This is a genomic window from Polymorphospora sp. NPDC050346, from assembly GCF_040655695.1.
Lineage (GTDB): Bacteria > Actinomycetota > Actinomycetes > Mycobacteriales > Micromonosporaceae > Polymorphospora > Polymorphospora lycopeni.
In genome coordinates this window covers 1-11,940 of sequence record NZ_JBFAKM010000055.1, presented here as the reverse complement: position 1 = coordinate 11,940, position 11,940 = coordinate 1, and the positions used below count along the sequence as shown (strand labels likewise).

General features: G+C 71.1%; 10 protein-coding genes. 6 read left to right on the top strand and 4 right to left on the bottom strand.

The window, feature by feature from the left end:
- Positions 1-119: 119 nt before the first annotated feature.
- A complete protein-coding gene (locus AB0I42_RS34175; RefSeq protein ID WP_357543898.1) occupies positions 120-1,634 on the bottom strand; it encodes a hypothetical protein in 1,515 nt (504 codons plus the stop codon).
- A 145-nt stretch (positions 1,635-1,779) separates the two neighbouring features.
- Between AB0I42_RS34175 and AB0I42_RS34170 the strand changes: the two genes are divergently transcribed.
- From AB0I42_RS34170 to AB0I42_RS34160, 3 genes are all read left to right on the top strand, one after another.
- Entirely contained in the window at positions 1,780-2,475 is a 696-nt protein-coding gene (locus AB0I42_RS34170) for a DUF305 domain-containing protein (RefSeq protein WP_357543897.1), read from the top strand.
- A gap of 148 nt (positions 2,476-2,623) precedes the next feature.
- Entirely contained in the window at positions 2,624-2,962 is a 339-nt protein-coding gene (locus tag AB0I42_RS34165) for a hypothetical protein (protein WP_357543923.1), read from the top strand.
- Positions 2,959-3,636 carry a nucleotidyl transferase AbiEii/AbiGii toxin family protein gene (locus AB0I42_RS34160; RefSeq protein WP_357543896.1) on the top strand — a complete coding sequence of 226 codons (678 nt, stop codon included), beginning with the start codon at positions 2,959-2,961 and terminating at the stop codon, positions 3,634-3,636. Before AB0I42_RS34165 ends, AB0I42_RS34160 begins: the two co-directional genes overlap by 4 nt.
- 73 nt (positions 3,637-3,709) lie before the next feature.
- Here the strand turns inward: AB0I42_RS34160 and AB0I42_RS34155 are convergent, their stop codons facing one another.
- The 3 genes from AB0I42_RS34155 to AB0I42_RS34145 form a co-directional block, all read right to left on the bottom strand.
- Complete coding sequence (locus tag AB0I42_RS34155) at positions 3,710-4,216, bottom strand: DUF2231 domain-containing protein (RefSeq protein WP_357543895.1); 507 nt, start codon at positions 4,214-4,216, stop codon at positions 3,710-3,712.
- A gap of 184 nt (positions 4,217-4,400) precedes the next feature.
- Positions 4,401-6,695: an accessory Sec system translocase SecA2 gene (gene secA2, locus AB0I42_RS34150; protein ID WP_357543894.1), complete on the bottom strand. Its 2,295-nt coding sequence runs from the start codon at positions 6,693-6,695 to the stop codon at positions 4,401-4,403.
- Between the two features lie 64 nt (positions 6,696-6,759).
- Complete coding sequence (locus AB0I42_RS34145; protein ID WP_357543893.1) at positions 6,760-8,532, bottom strand: ABC transporter ATP-binding protein; 1,773 nt, start codon at positions 8,530-8,532, stop codon at positions 6,760-6,762.
- Positions 8,533-8,809: 277 nt separating this feature from the next.
- On the opposite strand from AB0I42_RS34145, the gene AB0I42_RS34140 reads away from it, so the two are divergent.
- From AB0I42_RS34140 to ctaD, 3 genes are all read left to right on the top strand, one after another.
- The gene (locus AB0I42_RS34140) at positions 8,810-9,259 is read left to right on the top strand and encodes a DUF4383 domain-containing protein (RefSeq protein WP_357543922.1); all 450 of its coding nucleotides are present in this window, start codon (positions 8,810-8,812) and stop codon (positions 9,257-9,259) included.
- 137 nt (positions 9,260-9,396) lie between these two features.
- Positions 9,397-9,750 carry an STAS domain-containing protein gene (locus AB0I42_RS34135; protein ID WP_357543892.1) on the top strand — a complete coding sequence of 118 codons (354 nt, stop codon included), beginning with the start codon at positions 9,397-9,399 and terminating at the stop codon, positions 9,748-9,750.
- 86 nt (positions 9,751-9,836) lie between these two features.
- Positions 9,837-11,840 (top strand): cytochrome c oxidase subunit I, encoded by a 2,004-nt coding sequence (gene ctaD / locus AB0I42_RS34130; protein ID WP_357543891.1) that lies wholly within the window; start codon positions 9,837-9,839, stop codon positions 11,838-11,840.
- The last annotated feature ends 100 nt before the right edge of the window (positions 11,841-11,940 follow it).

Sequence of the window (11,940 nt, the reverse complement as noted above, 5' to 3'; positions counted from 1 at the left end):
TAACTGGCGGAAGCGGTATGACACTTTTCCCGCCCCGGCCGGCGGCACTGCCACATCTCCGCTCTTCGACTTGGACCGAATCGGGGAGCCGGGCCGGTGGTCGGTCCGCCGGTGGCGGATCAGAAGTCCCAGTAACCGGGCTGGGTCTGGACGTTGAGCTCCGGGAACCACTGGAGCTTGGCGGTCCAGGTACGCCAGTCGTTGATCTCCAGTACGTCCAGTCCCTTCTGGATGTCGCTGGAGTAGATGTAGCCGTTGTAGTAGTAGGTCGACCAGGCGCCGCCGGTCACGATGCGGTTCGCGTCGACCGGGCCGCGCTCCCAGTAGCCGATCTCGAACGGCCGGGTGGAGTCGGTGAAGTCCCACACCGAGATGCCGCCCTGGTACCAGGCCTGGACCATGATGTCGCGCCCGAGGACGGGGATCAGCGATCCGTTGTGCGCCACGCAGTTCTCGGTCGGGCCGTTGGTCCGCGGGATCTTCCAGTAGTTCTTGAAGACCAGCTTGCGGTTGTCGCCCCGCCCCTCCAGGTGGTAGATCGCGTTGGCGCCACGGGTCGGGCCGATGGTCGGGTTGCAGGTCGGCGCGCCACCGCCACCGAGCTCGTCGGTGAAGACGATCTTGCTGCCGTCGTTGGTGAACGTCGCCGAGTGCCAGAACGCGAAGTTGGTGGTGTCGCGGACGGTGTGGATCACCCGCGGCGCCTCACGGTTGGCGATGTCGAAGAGCACGCCGTCGCCCATGCAGGCACCCGCGGCGAGGTCCTTCTTCGGGAAGACCGTGATGTCGTGGCAGCCGCTCGTCGTCGAGCTGCCGTTGCCGCCCGGGTTGCCGCCGTCCGGGAAGAGCACCGGGGCCGACAGCACGTGGGCGTCGGTCGGGGTCCGCACCGGCACCTTGACGATCGAGATCAGGTCGTGCGGCGGCTGGCAGTCGGGGAACGACGCGTTGGGGCCGTACGACGAGACGTAGAGGTAGACGTTGCGGTGGTCCTTGCCCGGCACCAGCGTGTGGGTGTGCGAACCGCAGTTGGTCTCGACGGACTTGATGTAGCGCGGGTTGCGCTTGTCCTTGACGTCGAAGATCTTGATGCCCTCCCAGGACGCGGCGTTGCTCGCCGTCTGGGAGACGCTGGAGCAGGAGTCGTCGCTGCGCGACGAGTCGGTCGACAGGAAGAGCAGGTCGCCGTGGACCGAGACGTCGTTCTGCGCGCCGGGGCAGAGCACCTGCGACGTGATCTTCGGCGAGCGCGGGTTCTTGATGTCGTAGATGACGAACCCGTCGTAGTTGCCGACGAAGGCGTAGCGCCCCTGGAACGCGATGTCCGTCCCCAGGGCGGCCTGCGTGTTGAACGGCGCCTGCTTCGGGACGTTGGCGATCTGCCGCATGTTGCGGCTGCTGGCGATCTCGTCGACACCGAGATCGGCGCCGGTCGTGTCCATCGCCGTGAGTTCCTGCTCGGTCAGGCACAGCTCGGCGAAGTCGTCACCCGATCCGACGAGTGGGGCGCACTGGTCGACCGGTGCCTGCGCGTTGCCGGGTACGGCGGCCACGAGGTTGACGAAAAGGAGGGCTGCCGCCCCCACCGCCAAGAACTTGAACTGCCGCGCCCCAGGTAGGGAAGGTTTGTTCATAGCGGCACCCTTCACAGGGATAAGGGATTGATGATGCTGGACACCTTACCGACCACCAGCAGGCATCGATGTGACGTGGGTCACATTGATGGCCTTTCGGGAACCAATACACTCCCGACAATCCCCACCCGCACCGGAGGTGCCCGTGACGTCGACGCACCGGCGCACCATCGCCGCCATCGCGGGCGCGGCCGTCCTGGTCGTCGGCATCGTCATGGCCGGCTTCCTGCGCGGTGACGGCGACGACACCGGCGCCGCCCGGCCCACCGCGGCCGCGTCGCCGACGCCAGCCGAACCGGCGGCCCCGGTCGTGGTGCCCGGCCGCCCGGGCGAGTCCGCCTCGGTCGTCGCCCCCGACCAGATCCCGACCAACCCGGGCCAGACCTACAACACCATGGACACCTGGTTCCTGCGGATGATGATCCCGCACCACACCCAGGCACTCCAGATGGCGACGCTCGCCGCCGACCGGGCCGAGAACCCGGGCCTGGTCGCCATCGCGGACCGCATCCGGTCCAGCCAGGCCCCGGAGATCCTGGTGATGCGGGCCTGGCTGGAGGCGCGCGGCATCGACGCCGACGCGGCGGGGCACGGTCACCAGAGCGAGGGCATGGCCGGTATGCAGACCCCCGAGGCGATGCGGGACCTCGCCGCCGCCCGGGGTGCGGACTTCGACCGGAAGTTCGTCGCGATGATGATCAGCCATCACGAGGGTGCGATCCGGATGGCCACCGACGTCCTGCGGGCCGGCATCGACGTCGAGGTGGAGAAGCTCGCCAACGACGTAGCCGCCGAGCAGGCCGCCGAGATCACCCGAATGCGCGCCCTCCTACCAGCCTGACCCCCATTCCCCGGCCCGTCTCCCCGGTGCGCGATCATGGAGAAGGTGGGCCGGATTTGAGGTAGTTTGTCGCGCAATTTCACCTTGATCGGCGCGACGAGGTGGTGCGGGCGGTCGAGCAGGACCTACGCTGTGACGCATGGGTGCCGTGACGGGTCAGCCGCCGGGGGCCGTGCTCCATCCGGCCCGGCCCGGTCGCGCCGCGCGCGTCATCGGCGACCTCGCCGAGTTGCGCGGTCCGGTCCGCGGCACCGTGGAGCTGCCCGTCCGGCTGTTCTGGGCGCCGGACCGCACCTTCGACCTCGACGATCCCGTCGAGCTGCGCTGGATGTACGAGAACGTGCTGCGCGAGGCGATCCGCGGTGACGAGCTGCGCCGCTGGCTCGACGGCAACACCCTCGTGCGGCTGTGGCCGACCCTCAACCTGCCCCGCGGGGTCCGCCGGGCCTGGGAGGGCCGGCACGCCCAGTTGCGCCGCGCGACGTGACCGCCGCACCATCCCTGGACCCGATCTTCGCCGACGTCGCCCGTATCGCCCTGGGGGTCGCCCGCCGGCACGGCTTCGCCCTCGGTGGCGGTCTCGCGCTGGTGCTGCACGGCGTCGTGCACCGTCCGACCGAGGACATCGACCTGTTCAGCGACATCGACGCGCCGGTCGGCGCGGCCCGTGACGAGGTGCGGGCGGCGCTCGAGGCGGCCGGTTTCGACGTACGGGCCGAGGAGCCGGACAGCGAGCTGGGCGATCTGTTCCACGGCTTCGACCACGACCTCGCCGACCTGGTCGTCGGCCGGGAGGGTCGGGAGCTGCGGCTGACGCTGGGCCGCCTCGACCGGCACCGGGCGCCGGTGGTGATGGACCTCGGGCCGGTCATGCACATCGACGACCTGGTGGCCGGCAAGATCGCGGCACTGGTCAACCGGCGCGAGGTGCGCGACTACATCGACGCGGCCGCGGCGCTGCAACGCTACGACCTGGGCGAACTGCTGGCGTTGGGGCACCGCGCCGATCCGGCGCTGGATCCCGAGGACGTCGTCCGGGTCGGCGCCCACCTGGACGCGATGGACGACCGGCTCTTCGGCCGCTACGGGCTCACCCCGCCCGCGATCGCCGAGCTGCGGGCCAAGCTGGCCGACTGGCCCCGTCCCGGAGACGCCGCCTGACACCGGGCCGGACCACGCCACCGGCCGAACCCGGGCCACCGGACGGCGCGGCCGCGAGCCTGGCCCGGGCCGGTCAACGGGCGGTGGCGCGGTAGATCGTGCCCCGGCCGATCTCGGCGGTCGGCCGCAGCGCGTCGAAGGTGGTGGCGTCGTCGGCCGCCTCGTCGAACCGGCGCACCAGGATGGCACCCAGCCGGACGCCGAACGCGCCGACCGCGAGGGCGAGCAGTTCGACGGCGACGAGCCCGCCGTTGGCGCCCCGGTCGGCGGTGCCGGCCCGCATCAGGCACACCAGCACGAACAGCGCGGCCATGCCGGCGTTGACGAGGTTGAACGTGACGACCGTACGACGGGTCGGGCCGGCCGGCACGTCCCACAGGTCGATCATGCCGGCGACGGCGGTGAGCGCCGCGGCGACCAGCCCGGCCACGGTGATCCAGTAGCTGACCTCGCCCAGGAACGCCGGCCCGCCGCCGACATCGGCGATGTCGAACAGGGTCGCGCACACGAACAGGCCAAGCGGGAACGTCACCAGCATCGGCTGGATCGGATGGCCCGACACCTTCAGACGACTATTCACCGTGACCACTCCCCCAGGTCCGTCAACAGTGCCGTTGCCATCGGTACCCCTGCCAGGGTGGCAGAAACCACCCCGCACGGGACAGACATGCCTGGAGCGTGTATTCGGGCATCACCCGACCGGAGGACGGCCGACGCCGGGCCCCTCCCGAGATGACGGAAGCGGCCCGGCGTACGTCGTGAGGTCAGCGACCGCCGGAGGTGAGCCGGCGGCCGACCGCGGCGATGAGCCGGTCGAGTTCGGACCCGAACGGGTTGTCGTGGACCAGGTAGGTCCAGGTGGCGCTCGGGCGGGTCAGCTCGGACTCGTCGGGCTCCCAGTCGTCGCCGAACTCGGTCTCCTCGAACGTCTCCACGGTGCGTTCCTCGATCGCCGGCATCAGCGCGTTGAACGCGGGCACCGCGGCCCGGTGGAACTCGTCGAGCGGGTCGAGGCGGCCGAGCGCCCGCAGGTGTACGCCCTCGCGCACCTCGGACAGCTCGGCGAGGTGCTCGGCCCACAGCCGGTCGAGGTGGTAGAGCGCGATCGACCGGGCGGCCCGGGACAGGATGTCCTCGTCGAGGTCATCGGCCTTCTCCGGGCAGCGGTCGAGCAGCATCAGCGCGGCGACCTCGCTGGTGAGCAGCCGCTCGCGCCGCTCCGCGAGGGCCTTGCGCTGCTGCTCGATCACGACGCTGTAGCGCCAGGTGTTGCGGTGGATCTCGTGGTTGACGCCCTCGGCGATGCGCTGGGCGTGCTCGACGGCGAAGTCGACCTGGTCGTCGGTGACCAGGCCGTCGGCGTTCATCCGCGGCGAGGCCGGTACGGCGTCCGGGGCGTGCCGTACGACGAGGTCGTCCTCGAGGCTGACGAAGAAGACCGAGGCGCCCGGGTCGCCCTGCCGGCCGGCCCGGCCACGCAACTGGTCGTCGACGCGGCGGCTGTCGTGCCGGCCGCTGCCCATCACGTAGAGGCCGCCGAGTTCGGCGACCCGCTCCTGGTCGGACTGGTCGCTGCCACCGAGCCGGATGTCGACACCGCGGCCGGCCATCTGGGTGGAGACGGTGACCGCGCCGTACGCGCCGGCCTCGGCGATGATCGCCGCCTCCTCGTCGTCGTTCTTGGCGTTGAGGACGACGCACTGCACACCGGCGGCGGCGAGGCCCTTCGCCAGCGCCTCGGACTCCTTGACGTCGAGGGTGCCGACCAGCACCGGCCGCCCCTCCTGGTGGCAGCGGGCGATCTCGTCGATCAGCGCCTCGTCCTTCTCCGCCCGGGTGGCGTAGATGCGGTCCGACTCGTCGACGCGGATGCACGGGGTGTTCGGCGGGATGACCGCGACCTCGAGCTTGAAGAACTCGCGGAGCTGGTCGCCGACGAGGACGGCGGTCGCGGTCATGCCGCAGACCGTCGGGTAGAGCGCGATGTAGCCCTGGACGGTGATGGTGCCGAGCACCTCGCCCTCGGCGGTGGCGTTCAGGCCCTCCTTGGCCTCGACGGCGGCCTGGAGGCCGTCCGGCCAGCGGCGCCGCTGGGCGACCCGGCCGCGCATCTCGTCGACGAGTTCGACGCCGCCGTTGCGGACGATGTAGTCGACGTCGCGGTGCAGCAGCGCGTGGGCGTGCAGGGCGACGTTGACCGCCGACAACTGGGCGACGTTCTCGTCGGCGTAGAGGTTGATGTCGCCGAGCTTGGCCTCGACGGTCGCCAGGCCGTCACTGGTGAAGGCCACGCTGCGGCCGTCCTCGGCCACCTCGAAGTGCTTGCCGGAGCGCAGCCCCTTGACCAGCTCGGCGGCCGAGTGCACCGGGTCCTGCTCGCCGGGGACCGAACCGGCGAGCACCATCGGCACCCGGGCCTCGTCGATCAGGATCGAGTCGGCCTCGTCGACGATCGCGGTCGCCAGCGGCGGCCGGACCTTGTCCTCGATGTCGGTGACGAGCTGGTCGCGCAGGAAGTCGAAGCCGGCCTCGCTGACCGACACGTAGGTGACGTCCCTGGCGTACGCCTCCTTGCGCTCCTCCGGCGTGGACGCCTCGGTGACCCAGCCGACGGACAGGCCGAGCAGGGTGTAGACCGGCTCCATCCACTGCGCGTCGCGGCGGGCCAGGTAGTCGTTGACGGTCAGCACGTGCACCGGGCCGTTGCCGCGCCGGACGTGGCCGTACGCGGCGATGGTGGCGGTCAGCGTCTTGCCCTCACCGGTGGCCATCTCGGCGACCTTGCCGGCGAGCAGCGACATCGCGCCGAGGAGCTGGACGTCGTACGGCCGCTGGTCGAGGCCGCGTTTGGCGGCCTCACGCCCGACCGCGCAGATGTCGGTGAAGCTCTCGGCCTTGCCGGCCGCCTCGGTCAGCTCGGCGTCGTCGAGCGCGGCCAGCTCGTCCTCGCGCTTCTCGATCGCCGGCAGGAGCTTCTCCAGCGGGGCCAGATCGACCGTGGTCCCCGGGCGCTGGAGGAAACGCCGGACCCTGTTCTTCAACCGTTGCGACACACCCATGAGCGGAAACGGTACGCGAAACTTCGCCGGCTTCCAGTCCCCACCTCCGCCGGATCGGCGTGGATCAGGGAACGAGGAGTTGGTGGGTGGCCAGTTCGCGGTAGAGGTCGCTGGATTCGGTCAGTTCGCGGTGGGTGCCGGCGGCGACGACCCGGCCGTGGTCGAGCACCACGATCTGGTCGGCGTCGACCACGGTCGACAGCCGGTGGGCGACGATCAGGAGCGTCCGCCGTACGGCCACCGCGTCGATCGCCCGGCGCAGCGCCGCCTCGTTGCGCGCGTCGAGGTTGCTGGTCGGCTCGTCGAGCAGCAGGATCGGCGGGCCGGCGAGCAGGGTACGGGCGATGGCCAGCCGTTGCCGCTCGCCGCCGGACAGCAGCACGCCGCCCTCGCCGACCTGGACGTCGAGCCCTTCCGGGGCGCGGTCGGCGATACCACGCAGGTTGACCTCGTCGAGTACGGCGTACATCTGGGCGTCGGTCGCCTCGGGCGCGGTCAGCCGCAGGTTCTCGCGCAGCGTGCCGGCGAGCACCGGCGCCTCCTGCTCGACGTAGCCGAGTTGGGCGCGCAGCGCGGCGCGGGGCAGGTCCCGGATGTCGCGCCCGGCCAGCCGTACGGTGCCGCTGTCCACCTCGTAGAACCGCTCGACGAGGCTGAGCAGCGTCGACTTGCCGGCGCCGGAGGGGCCGACGAGCGCGGTACGGGTGCCGGGGGCCACGGCGAAGCTGACGTCGTGCAGGATCGGCGGCCCGCCGGCGTACCCGAATCCGACCCGGTCGAACTCGAGGGCCGCCCCGGCCGGCGCGGCGGCGGTGCCGGTCGGGACGGCGCCGGGCCGGTCGGTCGCGCCCTCGACCGGCAGCTCGAACATCTCCTCGATGCGCTCCAGCGCGCCGAGGCCGCTCTGCAACTGCGTGTAGGCGCGCAGGGCCTGCCCGAGCGGCAGGACCAGGAAGAACAGGAACATGATGAACGCGACCAGGTCGCCGACGCTGATCGCGCCGTTGGCGACCCGGGCGCCGCCGACGCCGAGCACGAGCAGGAACGAGCCCTGGATGGCGGTGGTGCTGGCCGGGCCGACCAGGGCCTGCAACCGGGCCACCCGCAGGCCCGCGTCGTACGCCTCGGTGGCGCTGCCGGTGACCCCGGCGGTCTCCCGGTCCTCGGCGCGGGAGGCGCGGATGGTGCGGGCGGCGGTGATCGCGCGCTCGATCGTGGAGGTCATCTCGCCGATCCGGGCCTGTGCGTCGCGGGACAGGCCACGGATCCGGCGGGCGAAGACGAGGCCGATGGTCAGCCCGGCGGCCACCCCGACCGCGGTGACCCCGAAGAGCAGCGGGTCGAGCAGCAGCATCGCGACGGTCGCGCCGACCACCATGATCGAGCCGGTGACCAGCTCGAACATGCCCGAGGTCACGACCGCGCGCAGCAGGGTCGTGTCGGCGCCGACCCGGGAGAGCAGGTCGCCGGTGCGGCGCTGGTCGTACTCGGTGATCGGCAGCCGGAGCAGGTGGCCGGCGAGCCGTCGCCGGGTGTGCAGGACGACCCCTTCGGCGGTGCGTTGCAGCAGGTAGTCGCGCAGCCCGGACAGGGCGGCGCCGACCACCAACAGGACGACGAGCAGGGCGACGACGCCGGCGACCGGCCGGGCGGCACCGATGCCGTCGAGCACGGCCCGGGTCAGCAGCGGCTGGGCCAGCGACGCCCCGGCGCCGACCAGGGAGAGCACGGCGACGACCGCGAGGGTGCCGCGGTGGTCACGCAGGTACGGCAACAGGGCCGACAGCCCGACCCGCCGGCCGCCGCCGGCACTGCGCCCGCCGGCCGTCCGACGCACCCTGAGCCCCTTCGTGGCCCCGCCCCGCTCGGTCACACACCCGCCCCGCTCCGCTCGGTCATGCCGATACGTTATCCGCCTCCCGGCGCCGCCCCGTTCCCCGTGCCGCCTTCCCGCCACCCCGCCCCGATCCGCCGGATCCGTCCGGCGCCGCGTCCGCGATCGCGGCCGGACGCTCGTTTGTGACCGGGGCGGACGGGAACGCGTGACCGGATCACGTCGATGGAGGTGAAGCGACATGGTGAGCAGAAGCGGTGCCCCGACTGCCCGGGCCACGATGGCCCGCAGCACGACGGGACGACCGTTGGCCCGTACGTTCGCGGCCACGGCCGGCACAATCTTCCTGATTATCGGGATCCTCGGGTTCATACCGGGCATCACCACGGACTACTACGCCCTGCAGTTCGCCGGGCACCACTCCGAGGCGAAGCTGCTGGGCATCTTCCAGACCTCGGTGCTGCACAACATCGTGCACCTGGCCTTCGGCGTCGCCGGGCTGGCGATGTCGCGTACGGCCGCCGCCGCCCGCACGTTCCTGATCGGCGGTGGTGCGATCTACCTGATCCTGTGGCTCTACGGGCTCGCCGTCAGCTACGACAGCCCGGCGAACTTCATCCCGCTGAACACCGCCGACAACTGGCTGCACCTCGGCCTCGGCGTCGGGCTGATCGCCCTGGGCCTGATCTCGAGCCGCGGCGCCGGGCAGCGGCCACCGGCCCGCCGCTGACCGCTACCGGCCGCGCCGGCCCGGACGACCCCGCCGCCTCCCGCTCCGCCGGGAGGCGGCGGTCGCCTGCTGGCATGGCCTTTGAGGCCAATGGGTACGGTTGTCGCCGCAGTGGTGGCAGCGGAGGTGGGGGTGGTATGGCGCTCGACGTACGGACCGAGTCCGCCGGCGACGGCAGGGTGGTCGTCCGGGTGCGCGGCTACGTCGACCTCGAGACCGAGGAGCGGCTCGGTCAGGAACTGACCACCGCGCTGTCCCGGGCCGGCGTCACCGAGGTCACCGTCGACCTCGCCGAGGTGCCGTTCCTCGACTCGAGCGGCGTACGCGTGCTGCTCGACGGCCGTGCGACCGCCCTGGCCCGGGGCGCCGCCCTCGCCGTACGCGACCCGCAACCCGTCGTCGACCGGGTACTGCGGATCACCGGCGTCGCCGAACTGCTCGGCCTGCCACCCGACGGCGACGGCCTGGGAGCCCGGATAGCCCCCGCCTGACCTTTTTCCACCCCGGATGTTTCAACGCCCCGCCAAGGGGTAGGCACGGCCGACTTTTCGCACGGTCGTGGACGGGGTGAAGGCGAATGGCCAGGCAGGGGACGCCGACCGAAGAGCGCGGCCGGACACCGATCATCGTGGCGCCGGGTCGCATCACCGGCTACCCCGGTCCGGTACGGCGCAGCCCGCGCGGCTCCGCGCTGACCAGACTGCTCGGCACCACCGACGCCAAGCAGATCGGGCTGCTCTACCTGATCACGTCGTTCGGGTTCTTCCTGATCGCCGGCATCATGGCGCTGCTGATGCGCGCCGAACTCGGCCAGCCCGGGATGCAGTTCCTCTCCCCCGAGCAGTACAACCAGATGTTCACCATGCACGGCACGATCATGATGTTCCTGTTCGCCACCCCGCTGGTGTTCGGGTTCGGCAACTACGTCGTACCGCTGCAGGTGGGTGCCCCGGACGTGGCGTTCCCCCGGCTCAACGCGCTGGCGTACTGGCTCTACCTGCTCGGCGGGCTGCTCGTCCTCGGTGGCCTGGTCACTCCCGGCGGCACACCGGACTTCGGCTGGACCGCCTATCCGCCGCTCAGCGACGCCGCCAACACCCCGGGCGTCGGCGCCGGAATGTGGATCATCGGGCTGGTCCTCTCCGGCCTCGGCACCATCCTCGGCTCGGTCAACCTCATCACCACCATCGTCATCCTGCGCGCCCCCGGCATGACGCTGTTCCGGATGCCGCTGTTCACCTGGAGCATCCTGATCACCGCGCTCATGGCGATCGTGGTCTTCCCGCTGCTGGCCGCGACCCTGCTCGCCCTGTTCGCCGACCGCCAACTCGGCGCCCACGTGTACGACCCGTCGCACGCCGGCCCGGTGCTCTACCAGCACCTGTTCTGGTTCTTCGGCCACCCCGAGGTCTACATCGTCGCGCTGCCGTTCTTCGGCATCATCAGCGAGATCATCCCGGTGTTCGCCCGCAAGCCGCTGTTCGGCTACAAGGGCATGGTCGCGGCGATCATCGCCATCTTCGCCTACTCCATGATCGTGTGGGCGCACCACATGTTCACCACCGGAGTGGTCCTCCTACCGTTCTTCGCCGGCGCCACCTTCATCATCGCCGTACCCACCGGAATCAAGTTCTTCAACTGGATCGGCACCATGTGGAAGGGCCAACTGACCTTCGAGACACCGATGCTGTTCGCCGCCGGCTTCCTGGTCACCTTCCTGCTCGGCGGCCTGTCCGGAGTGCTGCTGGCCAGCCCGCCGATCGACTTCCACGTACAGGACAGCTACTTCGTCGTCGCGCACTTCCACTACGTGCTCTTCGGCACCATCGTCTTCGCCGCGTTCGGCGGCATCTACTTCTGGTTCCCCAAGATGACCGGACGCATGCTCGACGAGCGACTCGGGAAAATCCACTTCTGGACCATGTTCGTCGGCTTCCACATCACCTTCCTCATCCAGCACTGGCTCGGCGCCGCCGGCATGCCCCGCCGATACGCCGACTACCTGCCCACCGACGGCTTCACCACCTGGCACGCCATCTCCACCATCGGCTCCTTCGTCCTCGGCGTCTCCACCCTCTTCTTCATCTGGAACGTCTGGAAGTCGTACCGGTTCGGCCGCGCCGTCGACGTCTACGACCCGTGGGGATTCGGCAACTCGCTGGAATGGGCGACCACCTGCCCGCCGCCGCTGCGCAACTTCGACAAGATGCCCCGCATCCGCTCCGAACGCCCCGCCTTCGACGCCAAGTACGGCCCACTCGTCGCCGACCTCGGCCGCGACCTCCCACAGCGGTCCACCAAACCGCCGCAGGACATCACCGAAGAACTCCACCACGCCCGGCCCACCCCCGCCGACATCGCACCCAGCGCCGAAGGCGCCCACGGCGCCCACGCCGCCCGCGACTGGCACCCCGACCCGCACTCCGGCGCCCGCCCCGTCAACGTCCCCGACCCCGACGAGGTACGCCGCGAACACTTCGAACCCAGCGAGCCCGACGAACGCCTCATCGGCGACGACCGCGGTGGCAGGCAAGCCAACGAACGCTGGCGCACCGGCCGCCACTCCGAAGAGGAAGACTGAGTTGGCCGGCCCCGCCGCCCGGGGGGGCCGCGGCGGGGGGGGGGGGCGGGGCCCCGCCGCGGCGGGGGTGGTCCCCCGGCCCCCCCCCCCCCAGGACCCC